The sequence below is a fragment of the Streptomyces flavalbus genome (assembly GCF_042674625.1).
Taxonomy (GTDB): Bacteria; Actinomycetota; Actinomycetes; order Streptomycetales; family Streptomycetaceae; genus Streptomyces; species Streptomyces flavalbus.
In genome coordinates this window covers 4,443,843-4,463,443 of sequence record NZ_JBHTEB010000001.1, presented here as the reverse complement: position 1 = coordinate 4,463,443, position 19,601 = coordinate 4,443,843, and the positions used below count along the sequence as shown (strand labels likewise).

Sequence of the window (19,601 nt, the reverse complement as noted above, 5' to 3'; positions counted from 1 at the left end):
GTTCATGTGCAGCCGCATGAGCATATGCAAGCGCATACGCACGAGCAGATGCACGTGCACGAGGGGTGTTCTCGCGATTACAGGATGCCGGTGTTCCGGTGAGGCCGCCCGACCGCCTCACCGCACCTTTTCCAGCGTCTGCCCCAGACTTCGCAGGACATGCGAGCGCCAGCCCCCGTCCATGATCTTCCGCGCCATCATCTGCGCGGGGTCGTCCGGATCGAATCCTTCGTGCACTAGGAACAGACGCGTACCGCGGCCTTCCTGTTCCAACGTCCACGTGATCGTCCAGTCCACGGGATTGGCCGGATCGGCGTCGGCCCAGCGGAGCCGGAGCATCCGCGGGGTGTCGTAGGCGAGCACCTGCACGTCGATCGTGCCGGAGAAGTGGGTACGGGGGCGCGGGACGGAGGTCATCCGGTACCGGTGCCCGACCTCGAGCCGGAAGTCCGCGGCACCCGGCATCTGCCATTGCGCGAGCAATTCGGGCTCGGTGAGAGCGCGCCAGACCTTGGCGGGCGGGTGGGGGAGGAACTGGTCCACGCGGATGGTGGTGGGGTCGGGGTCGGATACGGCATCACGGCCGCCCCCGGGGGTGGGGGCGGGCGCGGGGTCAGCGCCGGGTCGCGGGCCGGGGCCGGGGTGAGGTTCAGGTTCGCGGTTCATGCCCGGTCGCGGGCCGGGGCCGGGGTGAGGTTCAGGTTCGCGGTTCATGCCCGGTCGCGGGCCGGGGCCGGGGCCAGGTTCAGGTTCGCGGTTCATGCCGGGTCATCGTCGGGCATGTGGTCCAGGAGGTGGCCGAGGCTCCTGAGTTGGTCGCGCCAGAACCGCTCGTACGGGTGGAGCCAGTCCTGCACCTCGGCGAGCGGCGCCGCCTCCAGGCGGTAGATGCGCTGGCGGCCGACGCGCTGCTCGGAGACGAGACCGGCCTCCCGGAGCACCTTGAGGTGTTCCGAGAGGCTGGGGCGCCGCATGTCGAAGTGGTCGGCCAGGGCCTGGACCGGCTGGGGCCCGCCGTCGCGCAGCAGTCGCAGCACCTCACGGCGGGTGGCGTTGGCGAGCGCGGCGAAGACACGGTCCTCGACGGCGGTGCCGGTTCCGGCACCGGTGGCGGCGGCCCCGGTGGTGGTCATGGTGCGGTCAGAAGCCTTCCTTCTCCGCGTTCTCCGTCAACAGCATCAGACCGTTGCCGTCCGGATCGCGGAAGGAGGCCATCCGGCCCCACGGCTGCTCGTCCGGGCCCTGCACGGTGACCCCGGCCGCCGCGAGCCGCGCGCAGTCGGCGTCGACATCGGTCGTGACCAACATGATCCCCCGCGCGGAGCCGGGCGCGAAACCGCCCATGCCGGGTCCCGAGAGCGTGAACACGGTCTGCGCGCCCCGGGGCGCGACCTGGAGCCACCGGCCGGTCGGCAGGTCGAGGTCGGCGGTGACCTCGAAGCCGAGCGCGTCCGTGTAGAAGCGCAGGGCACGGTCCTGGTCGGCGACCGGGAGGGTGACGAACGAGGCGTGGGTGATGTGGGTGCGGGCGGTGGTGCCGCCGCTGTCCGTGGTGGTCATAGGGACGACGATAGGTAGGCGTTTCCCTACCTGTCAAACGTAGGGAAACGCCTACCTATCGTCGGTGCTCGCGGCTCAGCGCGTCCCGTACGGCAGCAGCGCCATCTCCCGGGCGTTCTTGATGCCCCGCGCGAGCAGCCGCTGCTGCTGGGCGGTCACCCGCGTGACCCGGCGGCTGCGGATCTTGCCGCGGTCGGAGATGAACTTCCGCAGCAGGTCGGTGTCCTTGTAGTCGATATAGGTGACCCCCGCCTGGAGCAGCGGGTTGGGGCGGCTCTTGACGGGCTTGCGGTCGACCTTGCGGGGCATGGCGGTTCAGACCTCCAGGAGGGTGTCGAAGGCGGACGGCAGGCGCTCCCACGCCTCGCGTCCGGCGGCGTACTCGGCATCGGTGAGCAGGCAGGACTCCAGCAGCCCGGCGAGCCCCTCCCGGTCAAGACCGGGGGACGTGAAGACCAGGTGCTGGCAGCGGTCGCCGTGCTCGGGGTGCCAGTCCAGCGCGGCGGCGGCCCGGCGCACGGGCGGGACCATCTCCCAGGCCGCGTCGGGCAGCGAGGCGAGCCAGGGGCCCGCGCTCTCCACGCACAGCGCGCCCCCGGCGGCGTCCCAGTGCAGCAGCGTGTCCGGCTTCTCGGCGAGCCAGAACCGCCCCCGGCTGCGGGCGGCTGCGCAGGTCAGGTCCTCCAGCGCCGCGTACAGCCGCCCCGGGTGGAAGGGTCGGCGCCGGTGCCAGACCAGCGTCGTCACCCCGCGGGCGTCGGCCTCGGTGGGCAGCAGCGCGCACGCCGGGTGCTGGGCCGCGGCGGCGGCCTCCACGTCGAACCCGGCGAGCGCCGCGCCCACCAGGTCACCGTGGCCGATGGCCACCTGACGGGCCGTGGGGTGCAGTTGGGCGAGCAGTTCGCGGTCCTCGTCGTCGGCCTCCGGAGAGTCGACGAGGGCCAGGACGGGGGCGTACTCCAGTTGCCGCGCGAAGGTGTCCGCGACGGTGCGCTGGTCGCTGGCCGCCGCGGCGAGGCCGCCCTCGGCGAGGTCGTCACCGTTTCCGAGGTACGGCAGCACCAGCGCCGGGTCGACGGCGGTGATCACGCCGGTGACGGTGAGCCCGCCGCCGGTGACCACCTCGGCCATCGCCTTGGGCTCGACGGAGTCCCACAGTTCGACGACCGCGAGCCGGGTCTCCCCCGCCTCCGCCAGCCGCTCCAGCTCCGGCACCAGGTCCTCGCGCAGCGCGCAGCACGCGCAGTCGTTCACCAGCGGCGCCTCACCGGCGGACCGCACCCCGGTGGCGTCCCGGACGGTCCGTACGACGGTCCCGGCCGCCGCCGTGGCCAGGTCGTGGTGGAGTACGACGCTCCCGGGCACGTCGGTGAGCAGCCGCTCGACGGCGGCCTTGCGGGCGTCGGCGTGCAGCCCGCCGACGATGACGACGGGGAGGTCGCCGGGGACGACGGGGAGGTCGGCGGGCGGCTCGGGCACATCGGTCACCCGCTCAGCCCCGCTTCCCGTACCGGCGCTCGAAGCGCTCGACGCGCCCGGCGGTGTCCAGGACGCGGGCGGTGCCCGTGTAGAAGGGGTGGCTGACGTTGGAGATCTCGACGTCGACGACGGGGTAGGTGTTGCCGTCCTCCCACTCGATCGTCTTCTCCGTGGGCACCCCGGCGAGCGTGGAGCGGGTCAGGAAGGCGTGGTTGGCGGCACGGTCGCGGAAGACGACGGGGCCGTACTCCGGGTGGATTCCCTCGCGCATGACGGTGTTCAGCGCTCCTCTCGGAAGTCGACGTGACGGCCGACGACGGGGTCGAACTTGCGCAGGGTCAGCCGGTCGGGGTCGTTGCGGCGGTTCTTGCGGGTGACGTAGGTGAAGCCGGTCCCGGCCGTGGACCGGAGCTTGATGACCGGGCGGAGTTCGTTGCGTGCCATGCTGCTATCTTACTGAAAACGATTCCCATTTACGAAACAGTCATCCGAGAGAGGTACGTCACCTTGTCCGCCCACTGCATGTTGACCGGGGCCCAGCCCGGCTTCGGTAACCGCGTCTCGCACTCCCACCGGCGCACCTCGCGCCGCTTCGACCCCAACATCCAGTCCAAGCGCTACTGGCTGCCGAGCGAGGGCCGTCATGTGCGGCTGCGGCTGAGCGCCAAGGGGATCAAGACCGTCGACGCGATCGGCGTCGAGGCGGCCGTGGCCCGCATCCGCGCGCGGGGGGTGCGGGTCTGATGGCGAAGAAGAGCAAGATCGCCAAGAACGAGCAGCGGCAGCGGACCGTCGAGCGGTACGCGGCCCGCCGGGCCGAGCTGAAGGAGATCATCCGCCGCCCGTCGACGGGAGCGGCCGAACGTCTCGCCGCCCAGCGGGAACTGCGGCGCCAGCCGCGCGACGCCAGCGCCACCCGGGTCCGCAACAGGGACCAGGTGGACGGGCGCCCGCGCGGGTACTTCCGCTCGTTCGGGCTGTCGCGGGTGAACCTGCGGGGGCAGGCGCACGCGGGGTATCTGCCCGGGGTGCGGAAGTCGTCCTGGTAGGGCGGTCCCTGTTTGGGTTACGCCCTGGTAGCTTCTGCCGTCGTACGGGCTGACCGGCTCAGGTTGGGGGATGCAGTGACTCTGGGGACGGCAGGGGCGGGGAGGGCGTCGGCTTTCGGCGGTTCGGGGGTGGACGCGCGCGTGGATGGTGCGGAGGCGCACCCGTGCGTGGGCGAGGCGGGAGTGCACGCGCGTGTGGGCGAGGCGACGGTGCACGCGCGCGTGGGTCGGGCCAAGGTGCACGCGCGTGTGGTGCGTCGGCGGTTGGCCGTCGCGGCGGCGGGGCTGGCGGGTGTGTTCCTGCTGGGCGCGTGCGGTGACGACGGCGGCTCCGACGCCGACGACGGCACGCCGAGCCCCAGCGCGTCCGCCTCCACGACCAGTACGGCGGACACGGGCGGCGGCACCGGCGGGAGCAGCCCGACGGCCTCCGGCGACCTGGAGGGCAGTTGGCTCGCCACCACCGGCGGCGACGCGGTCGCGCTGGTCGTCACCGGCGACAAGGCCGGGCTCTTCGCGACCGGCGGGACCGTGTGCAGCGGCACGGCGGGCGAGGCGTCCGGCGCCCAGACGATCCGCCTCACCTGCACGGACGGCAGCGACGACCGGAAGACGGGGCGGGTCGACTCCGTCGACGGGACGACGCTGAAGGTCACCTGGGAGGGCGGCCTCGGCACGGAGACCTACACCAAGGCCGAGGGCGGACAACTGCCGACGGGGTTGCCCACGAAGGGGCTCGGGTCCTGACCCCGCCGCCGGACGGCGAGGTGCCGGGGGAGGCGGAGGCGACCAGGGGTCATGCCGCGTGCATGATGATCCGGACGCTGCTCGGCCCCCGGCCCGCTCCGGTACTCACCCCAAGGACTCCCCCATGCGCTCCACCCCACTCACCGTCGCGGCCCTGACCGCCGCCGCCCTCCTGCTCACCGCCTGCTCCGGGGACGGGGACGACGGCGGTGACGCCAAGGGAAGCAACACCGCCGCCGGTACGGCCTGCTCCGTCGACGGGATGACCATCGAGGTGGGCCCCGCCAACGCCGCGCCCGCGGCCGGGGACACCGGCAACGTGCCCGTCACCCTCACCAACAGCGGCGACGCCGCCTGCGTCCTGGAGGGCTTCCCCGGCGTGGAACTCCACGCGGAGGGCGACTCGGCCGTCGTACCTGAGGAGGAGGGCGCCCGGCCGCAGCAGCTCACCCTCGCGAAGGACACGGCCGCGACCTTCACGATCACGTACGTACGGGGTGAGGAGGGCGGCGCCGGTGCGCTGGACGTGGCGAAGCTCGGCATCAGCCTGCCGGGCGGCTCGGACGAGCAGAGCTTCCCGTGGTCGTACGGACCCGTGCCCGTCGACGGGAAGGGCGTGCCGGACGCGTCGGTGAGCGCGTTCCAGCAGGCGGGGGACTGAGACCGAGTTCGAGCCGGGGACTGAGGAGTAAGTAGGGCGTCTGAGGCGCGGGTCGGGGCCGTCAGTTGAGTGGGCGGTGGGGGGTGACCTGGGCGCGGTCGGCCGCGCGGGAGCCCTCCGTCCAGCCCGCCGCGTCGCTCACGCCGCGCAGCCGGGCCGTGGTGGTCTCCGGGAACAGCCGGTCCGTCGCCGCCGTGACCGCGACCTCGCGCGAGGCGAGGACGGGGAGCAGGTCGGCCGCCTGCGACTCCGCCGTCCGCGCCGTGGCCTCCTCGGCGGCGGTGGCGAGCCGGGTGCCGATGCGGTGCGCGTAGGCGGCGAGGAACGACTGCCGGAAGGTCTTGGTCCGCTTGCGGCCACCGGCCCGCTGGGCGGCCTCCGCCTTCGTCATCGCCGTGGTGGCCTGCACGAGGAGTGAGGTGTAGAGGAGTTCGACGGCTTCGAGGTCGGGTTCGAAGCCGACGACCGTGGAGAAGCCGAAGGGTTCGTTCCACACGGCTCGGCAGTGGTTGGCGGTGGCGACCGCGTCCAGCAGCACCGCCTTGGCCTGCTCGTACGGCGCGTCGACGCCGATCCGGCAGGCGCCGGGGGCGTCGGCGTCGGGCGTCCGGGCGGCGAGCAGCGCCTCGTCGACGCTGTGCCGGGCCATCAGTTCCTGCGCCTTGGCGCTGAGCGCCTCCGCCTCGTCCGGGTAGCCGGTCGCCTCGGCCTTGGCCAGCAGCGCCCGGATGCGGGCCAGCGCGCGCGGCTCGGAGGAACGCGGCGTGGGCCGCGCCCGCGCGGGTTCGTCGAGGGGCTGAAGGGCGGGCAGCCGCAGCAGCAGGCGGTACAGCTCCAGCACGGCGGTGGCGTGCGAGAAACGGTCGCTCCGGGGCGCCGGTGCCGGGGCCGCCGTATCGCCGTAGCGCCGTTCGAGATCCGCGAGCTGGTCGGTCCAACGGCGCCCGCGCGGGCGGTCGTCGCCCGCCGCCTGCGCGAGGACCAGCTCCGAGACGAGCCGTACGTGCACCTCGTCCAACTCCCGCCGCACCATCCGTACGACGTCGGCGGGCTGCCACCCCCGCCGCCAGGCCACCGCCAGGAACTCCTCCCCGCGCCTGACCAGTTCGCCGTCGGCCCCCGGATCGGCGGCGAGCAGCGACGCGGCGGTGTCGAGGACGGCGGCGCCAGGATCGGCGTACAGGGCGATCTGGAAGGCGCGCTCTACGGTGCGGCTGCCGTCGCTCGGAGTCCTGGGGTCGTTGGGGGTGCTCACCTGGCGATGGTGCCACGAGCGTCGGCGGAGCCGAGGCGGCTGCCCCCGTCAACCAAGGGTTGCGATGACTGTCAACCCAGGGTTGACGACGGCAGGCTGTCAACCTACGGTTGACGCATGACCTCTGACCCCGCCATCACATCCTCCGTACGTCTGGACGACCTCATCGCGGCCATCAAGAAGGTCCACCCCGAACCGCTCGCCCAACTCCAGGACGCGGTGATCGCCGGGGAGCACCTCGGGGATGTCGCCGACCACCTGATCGGCCACTTCGTGGACCAGGCCCGTCGCTCGGGTGCCTCCTGGACGGACATCGGCAAGAGCATGGGCGTCACCCGCCAGGCCGCGCAGAAGCGCTTCGTGCCGAAGGAGTCGGCCGACCTGGACCCGAGCCAGGGCTTCAGCCGGTACACCCCGCGCGCGCGGAACGCCGTCATGGCCGCCCACAACGCGGCGATCGCCGCCCGCAACCCCGAGGGCCGCCCCGAGCACCTGGTCCTCGGTCTGCTGGCCGAGCCGGACGGCCTGGCCGCCAAGGCGATCACCACGCAGGGGGTGCTCCTGGACGCCGTACGCCAGGACGCCACCGCGGCGCTGCCGCCCGCCGCCGACGACGTCCCCGAACTCGTCCCGTACGGCCCCGACGCCAAGAAGGTGCTGGAGCTGACCTTCCGGGAGGCCCTGCGCCTCGGCCACAACTACATCGGCACCGAGCACATCCTCCTGGCCCTGCTGGAGTTCGAGAACGGCGAGGGGGTGCTGTCCGGCCTCGGCATCACGAAGGAGGCCACCGAGCGGTACGTGGCGGAGGCGCTCGCGAAGATCGTGGCGGCGCAGGCCACCGAGACCGCCGACGACCAGGGCTGACGCACCCCTCACTCCCCGTAAAAGGGCAGGTCAGGACCGATTGTCAGACCCTCCTGCGAGACTTCTCGCATGGCCGACCGATGGGCACTCGCTCTGGCCGAGGACGGTGGCGTGCAGCTCGCCCCCCTCGGCCAGGACGGGCTGCCCGCAGGACCGGTGCGGTGGGAGGCGGACCTGGCGCGGGCCGTGCGCGAGCGGCCCGACGTGACGCGCTGGGTGTGGCGCTCGACGTCCGAGGTGTACCCGGCCCTGCTCGCCACGGGGGTGCGAGTGGAGCGGTGCTACGACATCGAGGACGCCGAGACCCTCCTCCTCGGCCACGAGGGGCGGTACGGCGAGCCCCGCTCCGCGGCGGCGGCCCTGGCGCGGCTGCGCGGCGGCCCCGTACCGCCCGACCCACCCCAGCGCTCAGCCGAGCCGGGCGCACAGTCCTCCCTCTTCGAACCCCAGGTCACCCACCTCCCGCTGACCGACCTGCTCGACATCTACGCCGAGCAGCAGCGGCGGCACGACCGCGCCGAACACCCGGACCGGATGCGGCTGCTGACCGCCGCCGAGTCGGCGGGGATGCTGGTGGCCGCGGAGATGAACGCGACGGGGCTGCCGTGGCGCGCGGACGTCCACCGCGAGGTGCTGCACGACCTGCTCGGCGAGCGGTACGCGGGCGGGGGCGAGCCGCGCCGACTGGCCGAGCTGACGGACGAGATCTCCGCCGCGTTCGGCCGCCGGGTCCGCCCCGACCTGCCCGCCGACGTGGTCAAGGCGTTCGCGCAGGCCGGTATCAAGGTGACCTCGACGCGCCGCTGGGAGCTGGAGTCCGTCGACCACCCGGCGGTGAAGCCCCTGATCGAGTACAAGAAGCTGTACCGGATCTGGACCGCCCACGGCTGGTCCTGGCTCCAGGACTGGGTGCGGGACGGCCGCTTCCGGCCGGAGTTCCTCGCGGGCGGCACGGTCTCCGGCCGGTGGGTGACCAACGGCGGTGGCGGGCTCCAGATCCCCAAGGTCATCCGCCGCGCGGTCGTCGCCGACCCCGGCTGGCGGCTGGTGGTGGCCGACGCCGACCAGATGGAGCCGCGCGTCCTCGCCGCGATCTCCCGCGACCCCGGTCTGATGGAGGTGGCGGGGCGGGGGACCGACCTGTACCAGTCCGTCTCCGAGCGGGCCTTCTCCGGCGACCGCGACCAGGCCAAACTCGCCGTCCTGGGCGCGATCTACGGCCAGACCTCCGGCGACGGCCTGAAGAACCTGGCCGCGCTCAGACGCCGCTTCCCGCGGGCGGTGGCCTACGTCGACGAGGCGGCCCGCGCGGGCGAGGAGGGCCGCCTGGTCCGCACCTGGCTGGGCCGCACCTGCCCACCGGCGGCGGGCGCGAGCGACGACGCCCCCGAGGAGGCGGGCATCCCTCAGGACCCCGACCACCCGTACCACACGTCCACCAACTCCCGCGCCCGCGGGCGCTTCGCCCGCAACTTCGTCGTCCAGGGCAGCGCGGCCGACTGGACCCTGCTCCTGCTCGCCGCCCTGCGCCAAAATCTGTCCTCCCTCGCCGCGGAACTGGTCTTCTTCCAGCACGACGAGGTCATCGTCCACTGCCCCACCGAGGAAACCGACAAGGTCACCACAGCCATCCACCACTCCGCCGCCCTGGCCGCCCACCTGACGTTCGGCGACACCCCGGTCCGCTTCCCGTTCACGACGGCGGCGGTGGAGTGCTACGCGGACGCCAAATAGCACTCCGAGCCCTCGCAGCCGTTTCTCCCCTGGTCAGCCGACGAGTTCGCTCATCACACCTGACGGTGAATCAACGCACCATCATGTAACTGATCACTACGCACTGTGGTTGTCCCCACACCCAGCATGTGATCATCAGAGAGGGAACGCCTCGGTCATGCAGTGCATCACGCGCCTCGCTACGGCTCTGACCGCAACAGCCGCGCTCGTCCTTGCAAACCAGACCACCGCACACGCCGGAGCGATCGGGTCGACACCTGTACGCACTTTCGAGTACAGCGTGGGTGGGGTCACGATGAAGGTTCCGACCGGGTGCATGTTCACGCACATCATCAGAGGCGGCGGCAAGAAGATCACGTACCAGAACGCGGGCGTCGACTGCGCCTTCGTTGGAGCGCTGAGCAGCGGCTTCTGCAACTGGCGCATCGATTTCACCTACGCCGACACGAGGAACCGAACGTATCGCACATCACGTGGCAGGACTCATGTCGAGTGCAAGAACGACCCCATGCGGAACAACTCTCCTCAGACGTTGCCTCGTTACGGCAAGGCGTGCGCCCATCTCCACGTCAACGGTGTGCGGCGCGTGAGCCAGTGCCACCACATCACGAAGTGAGTTGTTCATGCCCCAGCAGCAGAGGGGACCGAAGCCGGTCCCGCCACCCACACCACGGCAGCGCCATGCCGGAACCGCCGCGTTTCTCACGGGTGTCGTAGCCGCCCTGGCCTTCTTCGCCTTCTTCCCCGGCCTGCCACACGTCATCGACTGGGGAGCCATCCTGGTATCCCTCGCCGTGGGTGGCCTCGCTCGATGGGGATGCCAGACCTGGATGACAAGCAAGACCAAGAACCGGTCCGAGCACCCCTGACGAACGCATAAGGGCCCCGGCCCGAAGAAGCCGGGGCCACGTCACCACCGCATCACCACCAGCCTCCCCGCACGCCCCTCCCTTCAGGTCGCCCGCTGGGACGGCGCGGCTCCACCGCCAGCCAACTGGGGATAAGCGGTTCTCTACGACCCCCCGCCCCCCGGCGCCACAAGTCCCGTCTCATACGCCAGGACGACCGCCTGGACTCGGTCGCGTAGGTCCAGTTTGGACAGGATTCGGCCGATGTGGGTCTTGATGGTGGTGGGGCTGAGGCACAGGTGGGTGGCGAGTTCGGCGTTGCTCAGGCCGGTGGCGAGGAGGCGGAGGACCTCCAGTTCGCGTGGGGTGAGGCCGGAGAGGTCGCGGTGGGTGGTGGGCGGGCGGTTCTCCTCACGTGGGGCGAAGCGTTCGATCAGGCGGCGGGTGATCGTCGGGGCGAGCAGCGCGTCGCCGGACTGCACCAGCCGTACGGCCGCGACGAGGTGCTCGGGGCTGACGTCCTTGAGCAGGAAGCCGCTGGCGCCCGCGGTGAGCGCGGCGTAGACGTAGTGGTCGATGTCGTAGGTGGTCAGGATGATGACGCGGGTGCCGTCGCCCCGGCCGCCGTCGGCGAGGATGCGCCGGGTGGCCTCGATGCCGTCCATCCCCGGCATCCGGATGTCCATGAGCACGACGTCGGGCCGGGTGCGTCTCACCGCCGCGACCGCCTCGGCGCCGTCGGCCGCCTCCGCCGTCACCTCGATGCCGTCCGCGGCCAGGATCATGCCGAAGCCGGTGCGGACCAGGGCCTGGTCGTCGGCGATGACGGCGCGCAGCGTCGGCGGCCGGTGCAAAGCGTCCGCGGCGTTCACGGCGTCCGCCACGGGACTCTGGCCGTGATCCGGTAGCCCCCGGCGAGGGTGGGACCGGCCGCCAGTTCGCCGCCGTACACCGCGAGTCGTTCGCGCAGGCCGATCAGTCCGCGGCCGGTGCCCTCCCGCGCGGGGGCGTCGTGCGCGGCTCCGGTGTCGGTGACCTCGATCTCCAGCACGTCGTCGGTGTGCCCGACGGTCACGGAGGCGGCGGCGCCGGGCGCGTGCTTGATGGTGTTGGTCAGCGCCTCCTGCACGACCCGGTAGGCCGCCAGCTCCACCCCGGGCGGCAACGGGCCGGGCGGCGGCGACATCGTGACCGTGACCGGGGTCCCGGCGGCACGCACCCGCTCCACCAGCGCGTCGAGCTGGCCGATTCCGGGCTGGGGTTCGAGGCCGTCGGCGGGGGTGTCGGACAGCACACGGGCCAGGCCGCCAGGTCCAACGGACCCACCGGGCCCAAGGAGCCCACCGACCCCAACGGGTCCACGGGGTCCGTCAGATCCACCGAGCCCACCGGACCCACCAAGCTGACCGAAGTGTCCAGCGTGACCGGCGTGCCCAGCGTGACCGGCGTGCCCAACGTGACCGGCATGGCCGGTGTCCGGACCCGCCAACAACCCCATCACATTCCGCAGTTCCGCCATCGCCGCCCGCCCCCCGGCCTCCACCGCCAGCAGCGCCTCCTTCGACCGCTCCGGCGCCGTGTCCATCACCTTCCGGGCCGCTCCCGCCTGGATGACCATCACGCTCACATTGTGGGTCACGACGTCATGCAACTCGGCGGCGATCCGCGCCCGTTCCACCTCCGCCGCCCGCCGCAGGCTCTCCTCCTGCGCCTCCTGGAGCCGGGCGAACCGGTCCCGGCTGGCCGCCAGCCGCCGCTGCCAGAAACGGACCGTACTGGCCAGCACCCCGGAGAGCAGCAGCACGACCGCCGGGCTCGACCACCCCGGCAGAATCGGTTCCGTACTCCGGAACGCGACCCCGGCGAGTACGGCGGCGACGATCAGCCCGGTCGTCGCCCGGACCCGGTAACGGCTGTACCGCGCCGCGCTGTACGCGCCGATGACGCAGGTCAGCACGTTGATCCAGGACGCGTCGTCGATCATGACCAGCATCGCGCCCATCACCACCGCGAACGCGGCCAGCGGATACCGGCGCCGGACCGCCAGCGGCAACGCCGACAGCACGACCAGCGGCCAGGCCACCGACGTGGACTCGTACCCCTCCCCCACCCGCACCCGCGCGTCCGGCCCGGGGAGGGGCGGCGGTGCCGGAACCCCGCGCTCCACCGACGAGCTGACGAAGTTCGGCCCGTCGCCGGGATAGCGCGCCGCCACGACCAGCGCGACGACGGTCAGCAGCACCGCCAGCACCACATCGGCGCACACCGCCCACCGCGACAACGGAACCCGCTCCGCCTCCGGCCGCAGGGCTTCGCGCAGGTACTGGCGCCAGCCCTGCCGGTCGCCAGGCCCCCGCCGCGCACCCTCCCCGCCCCGCTCCGTCTCCATCGGCTCATTGTGCGGGGCGCGCGCCCTCCCCCGCGTCCGCCTGAACGACCAAGCCCCCGTCCGTCAGACGTACTTCGCAGGGATGACCCCCCGCCTCCCTCCTCCGCGCGGAGGTCCGGAAGTCGGTGCCGCGGCCGACGCGCCCCCGCGGGCCCCGCCCCTAGGTTCACCGGACCGGCACAAACACCCCCACCCCCACCCCCGACCCCACCCCCGACCCCAACCTCCGACAACGGAAACGGAGCAAGTCCCCATGACCCAAGTGATCGAACTGACGGGCGTGGCCAAGCGCTACGACAGCGCGGGCGCACCCGCGCTCGGACCGCTGGACCTCAGCGTCGCCCAGGGCGAGGCGCTCGCCGTGACCGGCCCCTCCGGCAGCGGCAAGTCCACGCTGCTGAACCTCGTCGCGGGCCTCGACAAGCCGACCGAGGGCGCCGTGACCGTGGCCGGGCAGCGGATCGACCAGCTCGGCGAGCACGCGCTGGCCCGGTTCCGGCGCGAACGGATCGGCATGGTCTTCCAGTTCTTCAACCTGCTGGACGACCTCACCGTCACCGACAACATCCAGCTCCCCGCCCAGCTCACCGGCACCACCCGGCGCAAGACGGCGGCCCGCGCGGGCGAGCTGATGGAACTCCTCGGCATCGCCAGACACGCCCGCGCCTACCCCGGCCGCCTGTCCGGTGGTGAACGCCAGCGGGTCGCGGTCGCCCGCGCGCTGGTCAACCGCCCCGCGCTGCTGCTCGCCGACGAGCCGACCGGCGCCCTCGACACCGCCTCGGGCCACGACGTACGGGAACTCCTGGTGGACCTGCACCGCGGCGGCCAGACCCTCGTCCTGGTCACGCACGACCTGGCGCTCGCGGAGGCGTGCGCGAGCCGCACCATCCACCTGGTCGACGGCCGCCTCGCCACCGACTCCCGCGCGGAGGCCGTCCGATGAGCGCCTTCAGCGGCCGCCCATTCGGGGGAGGCGGGGGCGGCGCGCTGCGCCGCGTCGTCCGTTCCGGGGTGAACCGGCGCCGGGTGCAGACGGTGGTGATCGCCGTGGCCACCATGATGGCCGTCGCCGCGACCGTCGTCGCCGGGGCGCTCCTCGTCGCCACGAACGCCCCCTTCGACCGCGCCTTCGCCGAGCAGAACGGCGCACACCTCACCGCGCAGTACGACCCGGCCAAGGTGAGCGCGGACCGGCTCGCGGCGACCGGGCGCCTGGACGGCGTCACGGCGAGCGCGGGACCGTACCCGTACACGACGATCAGCCCAGTGGACGCGGGCGGCGGGCACCTGCCGCAACTGAGCCTCGTCGGACGTTCCGGACCGCACGGTGACGTGGACGACCTGGACCTGAGGTCCGGCCGGTGGGCGAGGCAACCGGGCGAGATCGTGCTCGACACCTCGTTCGAGGGCCCCGCCCTGGCCATCGGTTCGGAACTGCGCACCTCGGACACCGCCGACAGCCCGACCCTGACGATCGTCGGCTTCGCCATGTCCGCCAGCAGGACCGCCGACGCCTGGACGACCCCCGCGCAGGTCGAGGCGCTGTCCTCGCGGGACCGCCCCGTCACCCACCAGATGCTCTACCGCTTCACCGCCGCTGACACCAAGGACCAGCTCGCCGCCGACCGCGCGACGCTGGCCGCCGCCGTACCGTCCGGGGCGCTGCTGGGCACCCAGTCCTACCTGGACACCAAGCGCGCCGCCGACCAGGGCGCGGCGGCGACCATCCCGTTCATGGTGGCCTTCGGCGTGCTCGGCATCGTCATGTCGGTGATCATCATCAGCAGCGTGATCAGCGGCGCGGTCGGCACCAGCCTGCGCCGGATCGGCGTACTCAAGGCCATCGGCTTCACACCGCGCGAGGTCGTACGGGCCTACGTCGCCCAGGCGTTGATCCCGGCGGCCCTCGGGATCGCGCTCGGGGTGGTGCTGGGCAACCTGCTGGCCGCACCGCTGCTGTCGATGACCGCCCAGGCGTACGGCGGTGTCACGCTGTCCGTCACCTGGTGGGTGGACCTCGTCGTACCGGCCGTCGCGCTGCTGGTCGTCGGCGTCGCGGCGCTGGTCCCCGCGCTGCGGGCCGGGCGGCTGCGGACGGTCGAGGCGATCGCGGTCGGCCGGGCGCCCCGCACGGGCCGCGGCCAGTGGGCACACCGCGCCCTCGGCCGACTCCCGTTGCCGCGCGCGGTGACGTACGGCCTGGCGAGCCCCTTCGCGCACCCGGTCCGTACGGCGGCGATGCTGCTCGCCGTCGCCTTCGGCACGGTCGCGGCGACCTTCGCGCTGGGCCTCACCCAGTCCCTCAACGCGATCGGCCGCGCGGCGGACCCGGAGGAGAGCGCGGCGGTAACGGCGATCAACGGCGCCCCAGCCGCCCCCGACGCCACAGCGCAGAGCGCCAACTCCGCCGAAATCCGCGCCGCCATCGCAGCCCAGCCGGGCACAGCGTCGTACTACGGCATGACGCACGCCGACGTCACCGTGGCCGGGCTCTCCACACCGGTCAGGGCGACCCTCTTCCAGGGCGACACCAGCTCCGGCCGCTACGAGATGATCGCCGGGCACTGGTTCACCGGCGCCGGACAGGCCGTCGTACCCACCGGCCTCCTGGAACGGACCGGCACCAGCATCGGCGACCCGATCCGGGTGACCCTCGGAAAGGACACCCGCACCCTGCGCATCGTCGGCGAGGCCTTCGACACCTCCAACGACGGCCTCACGGTCCACACGGACCTCGCCAGCTTCCCCGGCACCACGCCGGAGGTCTTCCAGATCGACGTCGAGCCGAACGTCTCCCCCGCCGCGTACGCCGAGCGCCTCAACACGGTGGTACGACCCTTGGGCGGCGACGTGATAGCCAACTCCGCCTCCCGACAAGAGAACACGATCATCCTCCTGGACGCGATCGCCGTACTGCTCACCCTCATGCTGCTCTCCGTCGCGGGCCTCGGCGTCCTCAACTCCGTCGTTCTCGACACCCGCGAACGCGTCCATGACCTGGGCGTCTGCAAGGCCCTCGGCATGACCCCCCGGCAGACCGTGAGCCTCGTACTCGCCTCGGTCACCGGCATCGGCCTCCTCGGCGGCCTGATCGGCGTACCCGCCGGATACGCACTACACGGCCTCGTCCTCCCCCTGATGGGCCACTCCGCGGGCACCAACCTGCCCCCATCGATCCTCGACGTGTACGACACCCCGCAACTGGCGCTCCTGGGCGCGGCCGGCATCACCATCGCCGTCCTGGGCGCGCTCCTCCCAGCCAGTTGGGCGTCGAAGACCCGCACGGCTACCGCACTGCGAACGGAGTAGCCACCAGCGCATACGTGATCGACAACAGGTATCCCAGGGCGGAGGCCGGGCGTTCGCCAGCTCCGCCGACCTGACGTCACCACCCCTTCAAGGTGACCGAATGTTGGCCTTCTACATCAGCTCGTCGTGAGAGGGGCATCGCTCGACCAGAAGGTCGACTCCACGTTCGGCGCTGGCAACTTCCGCTTCGAGTAGTCGGGCCCGCTCGGCCTGCTGGTCAGCTAAGCAACGTCGGACTTCTCCACACAAGGGCTGGTAACACTCAGGTGGGCCCGGCCATTCGGACTCGCGGCGACGAGCTCGTAGCCCTGGCTCTTCCAGTGGCGTTCGAGCACGCCGAGGAAGTTCTGCCACGCCGTTCGGCAGAGATGATCACTGAACCGGGGGCTCGATCGCCGCCGAGGATGGATCAAACCTCTGCGCGCCCTGGGCCGGATCTGGGCGTAGGGGAAGTTCTCCGACAGCTTCCTCAAGCGCTCACCCATAGCACAAAAGCCCAGGTCACGGGACATGTGACCTGGGCTTCCTCAGAGCCGCCTTCGGGATTCGAACCCGAGACCTACGCATTACGAGTGCGTTGCTCTGGCCATCTGAGCTAAGGCGGCGTGCTGCCAGCACTATCGTGCGATCGGCAACGTCGGTAAGTCTACACAGTTTCCGGGGGTGCTCCGCACCAGCCCGGAGGGGTGCGGAGGGCCGGGGTCAGGAGCAGCGCTTGCCGTCGGTGGGAGGGGTGCCGCGGAGGAGGTAGGTGTTGATCGTGGAGTCGATGCAGTCGCTGCCGCGGCCGTAGGCGGTGTGGCCGTCGCCCTCGTAGGTGAGGAGGCGGCCCGAGGAGAGCTGGTCGGCGAGGGACTGGGCCCAGCGGTACGGCGTCGCCGGGTCGCGGGTGGTGCCGACGACGACGATCGGAGCGGCGCCCTCCGCCTCGATGCGGTGGGGTTCGCCGGACGCCGCGACCGGCCAGTACGCGCAGTTCAGGGAGGCCCAGGCGAGGCCCTCACCGAAGACCGGGGACGCCTTCTGGAAGTCGGGGAGCGCCTCGCGGACCTGGTCGGGGGTGTCGAAGGCGGCCGGGAGGTCGAGGCAGTTCACGGCGGCGTTGGCGGACATCAGGTTGGAGTAGGTGCCGTCTGCCTCGCGCTCGTAGTAGCTGTCCGAGAGGACGAGCAGGCCCGCGCCGTCGTTCTCCCGCATCGCCGCGGTCAGCGCCTCCCGCAACTGCGGCCAGGCCGACTGGTCGTACATCGCCGCGATGACGCCGGTGGTGGCCAGCGACTCGCCCAGCTTGCGGCCGTCCGCGTCCCCGGTCGGGACGGGCCGGGCGTCCAGCTTGTCGAAGAACGCCTTCAGGTTCCGTCCGACCTGCCGCGGTGTCGTGTTCGCGCCGCCGAGCGGGCAGTCCCGCTGCCGTACGCAGTCCTCGGCGAACGCCTTGAACGCCGTCTCGAAGCCCGCCGTCTGGTCCATGTTGAGCTTCCGCGCGGGCAGCGAGGGGTCCATCGCCCCGTCCAGGACCAGCCGACCCGCCCGGTCCGGGAAGAGGCCCGCGTACGTCGCGCCCAGGAACGTCCCGTACGACGCCCCCACGTACGTCAGCCGCTCGTCTCCCAGCACCGCCCGCAGGATGTCCATGTCACGCGCCGCCTCCTCGGTGGAGACGTGCCGCAGCAGTTCCGGCGCGTTGGCTCCGCAGCTCTCCGCGAACTTCTTGTACGAGTCGACCAGCGCGTCCGTCTCCCGGCTGTCGTCGGGTGTCGTGTCCGTCTGGGTGTACGTGTCCATGTCCGGCCCGTCGAGACACTCGACGGGCTCGCTGCGGGCGACCCCGCGCGGGTCGATCGCCACCATGTCGTACCGGGCCCGCACCGGCGCCGGATAGCCCAGCGCCGCGTACGACTGGAGGTAGCCCACCGCCGAACCGCCCGGTCCGCCCGGGTTCACCAGCAGGGAGCCGATCCGCTTGCCGGGACCCGTGGCCCGTTTGCGGGCGACGGCCAGGCGGATGTCGCCCTCGCCGGGCTCGGCGTAGTCGAGCGGCGCCCGCATCGTGGCGCACTCGAAGCCCTCGACACCGCACTCGCGCCAGCGGAGCTTCTGCCCGTAGTACGACGCGAGAGCGGACGGCGTGGCCTTCGGCAGCGCCGCCAGCGCCACCGCCGCGTCGGCCGATTCCGCCGCGGATCTGGCGGAGCCCGTCGCGCTCCCGGCGGAGCAGGCCGAGACGAGCAGCGCGGCGACGGCGAGGAGCGTGGCTCCCTTACGGGACCTGGGCCTGCGGTGGAGACGCCTTGTGTGCATTCACCGAGCGTAACGCTGAGCGATGGATCAACAGCTCTCCGTGCGTGAAATCGCCTGTATGAGTGATCGCTCACGGTGAGCGGTCAGCACGCCCCGGTCCTCGCTCAGCACGCCCCCATCCGCGCTCAGCACGCTCCCGCCCGCGCTCAGCCCGCCCCCGTCCGCGCTCAGCCCGCTCTCAGCGCCATCGTCATCGCCTCCACCGCCAGCAGCGGCGCCACATTGCGGTCGAGCGCCTCCCGGCACGCGGCGATCGCCTCTATCCGGCGCAGCGTCGACTCCGGTGAGCTGCCGCGCGCCAGCCGCTCCAGTGCGTCCTCGGCGTCCGTGTTGGCCAGCGCGACCCTGGAGCCGAGCTGGAGGGCGAGGACGTCGCGGTAGAAGGCGGTGAGGTCGGTCAGGGCGAGGTCGAGGCTGTCGCGCTGGGTGCGGGTGCGGCGGCGCTTCTGCTTGTCCTCCAGCTCCTTCACCACACCCGCCGTGCCGCGCGGCAGCCGACCGCCCTGGGCCGCGCCCAGCGCCGCCTTCAGCTCCTCGGTCTCCTTGCCGTCCATCTCCTCCGCGAGTTGCTTGGCGTCCTCCGCCGCGGCGTCGACCAGTTCCTGCGCGGCCTTCAGGCAGCCGCCCACGTCGTCGACCCGCAGCGGCAGCTTGAGTACGGCCGCCCGGCGCTCACGGGCCGCCGGGTCGGTGGCGAGGCGGCGGCCCGGTCGACGTGGCCCTGGGTGGCGCGGGCCGCCGCGGCGGCGACCTCCGGTTCGACGCCCTCCCGGCGGACGAGCATGTCGGCCACGGCGTCGACCGCGGGCGTCCGCAGGTTCAGGTGGCGGCAGCGGGAGCGGATCGTGGGCAGGACGTCCTCCAGCGAGGGGGCGCACAGCAGCCACACCGTGCGCGGCGCGGGCTCCTCCACCGCCTTGAGGACGGCGTTGGCCGACTTCTCGTTCAGCCGCTCGGCGTCCTCCACGAGGATGACCTGCCAGCGGCCGTTCGCCGGGGACGTGAACGACTTGCGGACGGTGTCCCGCATGTCGTCCGCGAGGATCTGGGTGCCGACCGCGGCGACCGTGGAGACGTCGGCGTGGGTGCCGACCAGCGCGGTGTGGCAGCCGTCGCAGAAGCCGCAGCCGGGGGCGCCGCCCAGGGCGCGGTCGGGGCTGACGCACTGGAGCGCGGCGGCGAAGGCCCGCGCCGTCTGCGTACGCCCCGCTCCGGGCGGGCCGGTGAACAGCCAGGCGTGCGTCATCTTCGACGTCTCGGGCAGCGGCTGGTCCGTGGCGACGGCGGTGACCAGGGCGTCAGCGTCCCGAGCGGCGGCGGCGAGCTGCTCGCACACCTTCTCCTGGCCCACCAGGTCGTCCCACACGGTCATGGGTCACGCCGCCTTTCCCTCACCACA

At 72.3% G+C, this 19,601-nt stretch carries 20 protein-coding genes, 1 tRNA gene and 1 pseudogene; 9 read left to right on the top strand and 13 right to left on the bottom strand.

What is annotated here, in order from left to right; all coding sequences use genetic code 11:
- Positions 1-117 precede the first annotated feature (117 nt).
- The 7 genes from ACFQZ6_RS20110 to rpmG form a co-directional block, all read right to left on the bottom strand.
- Positions 118-543 (bottom strand): SRPBCC family protein, encoded by a 426-nt coding sequence (locus ACFQZ6_RS20110; protein ID WP_381611113.1) that lies wholly within the window; start codon positions 541-543, stop codon positions 118-120.
- Positions 544-758: 215 nt separating this feature from the next.
- Positions 759-1,133: an ArsR/SmtB family transcription factor gene (locus tag ACFQZ6_RS20105; RefSeq protein WP_381611111.1), complete on the bottom strand. Its 375-nt coding sequence runs from the start codon at positions 1,131-1,133 to the stop codon at positions 759-761.
- Between the two features lie 7 nt (positions 1,134-1,140).
- Positions 1,141-1,560, bottom strand: coding sequence for a VOC family protein (locus tag ACFQZ6_RS20100; RefSeq protein ID WP_381611109.1), 420 nt, complete (start codon positions 1,558-1,560; stop codon positions 1,141-1,143).
- Between the two features lie 75 nt (positions 1,561-1,635).
- Positions 1,636-1,869 (bottom strand): 30S ribosomal protein S18, encoded by a 234-nt coding sequence (gene rpsR / locus ACFQZ6_RS20095; protein WP_381611108.1) that lies wholly within the window; start codon positions 1,867-1,869, stop codon positions 1,636-1,638.
- A gap of 6 nt (positions 1,870-1,875) precedes the next feature.
- Positions 1,876-3,048, bottom strand: coding sequence for a CobW family GTP-binding protein (locus ACFQZ6_RS20090; RefSeq protein WP_381611106.1), 1,173 nt, complete (start codon positions 3,046-3,048; stop codon positions 1,876-1,878).
- A 4-nt stretch (positions 3,049-3,052) separates the two neighbouring features.
- Positions 3,053-3,310 (bottom strand): type B 50S ribosomal protein L31, encoded by a 258-nt coding sequence (locus tag ACFQZ6_RS20085; protein ID WP_381611104.1) that lies wholly within the window; start codon positions 3,308-3,310, stop codon positions 3,053-3,055.
- A gap of 8 nt (positions 3,311-3,318) precedes the next feature.
- Positions 3,319-3,483 carry a 50S ribosomal protein L33 gene (rpmG, locus tag ACFQZ6_RS20080; RefSeq protein WP_030235952.1) on the bottom strand — a complete coding sequence of 55 codons (165 nt, stop codon included), beginning with the start codon at positions 3,481-3,483 and terminating at the stop codon, positions 3,319-3,321.
- A 63-nt stretch (positions 3,484-3,546) separates the two neighbouring features.
- On the opposite strand from rpmG, the gene rpmB reads away from it, so the two are divergent.
- The 4 genes from rpmB (at position 3,547) to ACFQZ6_RS20060 (ending at position 5,496) form a co-directional block, all read left to right on the top strand.
- On the top strand, positions 3,547-3,783 hold the full coding sequence (rpmB, locus tag ACFQZ6_RS20075) for a 50S ribosomal protein L28 (protein WP_381611102.1): 237 nt from the start codon (positions 3,547-3,549) through the stop codon (positions 3,781-3,783).
- Entirely contained in the window at positions 3,783-4,088 is a 306-nt protein-coding gene (rpsN, locus tag ACFQZ6_RS20070) for a 30S ribosomal protein S14 (protein WP_381611100.1), read from the top strand. Before rpmB ends, rpsN begins: the two co-directional genes overlap by 1 nt.
- A 237-nt stretch (positions 4,089-4,325) precedes the next feature.
- Positions 4,326-4,835 carry a hypothetical protein gene (locus tag ACFQZ6_RS20065; RefSeq protein ID WP_381618465.1) on the top strand — a complete coding sequence of 170 codons (510 nt, stop codon included), beginning with the start codon at positions 4,326-4,328 and terminating at the stop codon, positions 4,833-4,835.
- Between the two features lie 124 nt (positions 4,836-4,959).
- The gene (locus ACFQZ6_RS20060) at positions 4,960-5,496 is read left to right on the top strand and encodes a DUF4232 domain-containing protein (protein ID WP_381611098.1); all 537 of its coding nucleotides are present in this window, start codon (positions 4,960-4,962) and stop codon (positions 5,494-5,496) included.
- Between the two features lie 61 nt (positions 5,497-5,557).
- On the opposite strand, the gene ACFQZ6_RS20055 is transcribed toward ACFQZ6_RS20060, so the two are convergent.
- Positions 5,558-6,751, bottom strand: coding sequence for a DUF2786 domain-containing protein (locus ACFQZ6_RS20055; protein WP_381611097.1), 1,194 nt, complete (start codon positions 6,749-6,751; stop codon positions 5,558-5,560).
- 117 nt (positions 6,752-6,868) lie between these two features.
- Between ACFQZ6_RS20055 and ACFQZ6_RS20050 the strand changes: the two genes are divergently transcribed.
- The 3 genes from ACFQZ6_RS20050 (at position 6,869) to ACFQZ6_RS20040 (ending at position 9,968) form a co-directional block, all read left to right on the top strand.
- A complete protein-coding gene (locus tag ACFQZ6_RS20050) occupies positions 6,869-7,618 on the top strand; it encodes a Clp protease N-terminal domain-containing protein (protein WP_381611095.1) in 750 nt (249 codons plus the stop codon).
- Between the two features lie 69 nt (positions 7,619-7,687).
- Positions 7,688-9,352 (top strand): bifunctional 3'-5' exonuclease/DNA polymerase, encoded by a 1,665-nt coding sequence (locus ACFQZ6_RS20045; RefSeq protein ID WP_381611093.1) that lies wholly within the window; start codon positions 7,688-7,690, stop codon positions 9,350-9,352.
- Between the two features lie 157 nt (positions 9,353-9,509).
- Positions 9,510-9,968, top strand: coding sequence for a hypothetical protein (locus tag ACFQZ6_RS20040; RefSeq protein WP_381611091.1), 459 nt, complete (start codon positions 9,510-9,512; stop codon positions 9,966-9,968).
- Positions 9,969-10,364: 396 nt separating this feature from the next.
- Here ACFQZ6_RS20040 and ACFQZ6_RS20035 read toward each other — a convergent pair whose 3' ends face one another.
- Together ACFQZ6_RS20035 and ACFQZ6_RS20030 are read right to left on the bottom strand one after the other, a co-directional pair.
- Positions 10,365-11,084, bottom strand: coding sequence for a response regulator (locus ACFQZ6_RS20035; protein WP_381611089.1), 720 nt, complete (start codon positions 11,082-11,084; stop codon positions 10,365-10,367).
- Positions 11,069-12,589 carry a sensor histidine kinase gene (locus ACFQZ6_RS20030; RefSeq protein WP_381611087.1) on the bottom strand — a complete coding sequence of 507 codons (1,521 nt, stop codon included), beginning with the start codon at positions 12,587-12,589 and terminating at the stop codon, positions 11,069-11,071. The genes ACFQZ6_RS20035 and ACFQZ6_RS20030 overlap by 16 nt, the downstream gene beginning before the upstream one ends.
- Positions 12,590-12,842: 253 nt before the next feature.
- Between ACFQZ6_RS20030 and ACFQZ6_RS20025 the strand changes: the two genes are divergently transcribed.
- Entirely contained in the window at positions 12,843-13,535 is a 693-nt protein-coding gene (locus tag ACFQZ6_RS20025) for an ABC transporter ATP-binding protein (RefSeq protein ID WP_381611085.1), read from the top strand.
- Positions 13,532-15,901, top strand: coding sequence for an ABC transporter permease (locus ACFQZ6_RS20020; protein WP_381611083.1), 2,370 nt, complete (start codon positions 13,532-13,534; stop codon positions 15,899-15,901). Before ACFQZ6_RS20025 ends, ACFQZ6_RS20020 begins: the two co-directional genes overlap by 4 nt.
- Before the next feature lie 531 nt (positions 15,902-16,432).
- Here ACFQZ6_RS20020 and ACFQZ6_RS20015 read toward each other — a convergent pair.
- The 3 genes and pseudogenes from ACFQZ6_RS20015 to ACFQZ6_RS20005 all read right to left on the bottom strand — a co-directional run bounded on the left by ACFQZ6_RS20015 (position 16,433) and on the right by ACFQZ6_RS20005 (position 19,574).
- Positions 16,433-16,506, bottom strand: a tRNA-Thr gene (locus tag ACFQZ6_RS20015).
- A gap of 97 nt (positions 16,507-16,603) precedes the next feature.
- The gene (locus ACFQZ6_RS20010; RefSeq protein ID WP_381611081.1) at positions 16,604-18,202 is read right to left on the bottom strand and encodes an alpha/beta hydrolase; all 1,599 of its coding nucleotides are present in this window, start codon (positions 18,200-18,202) and stop codon (positions 16,604-16,606) included.
- A 167-nt stretch (positions 18,203-18,369) separates the two neighbouring features.
- Positions 18,370-19,574 (bottom strand): annotated as a pseudogene (locus ACFQZ6_RS20005) (DNA polymerase III subunit delta').
- Positions 19,575-19,601 lie beyond the last annotated feature (27 nt).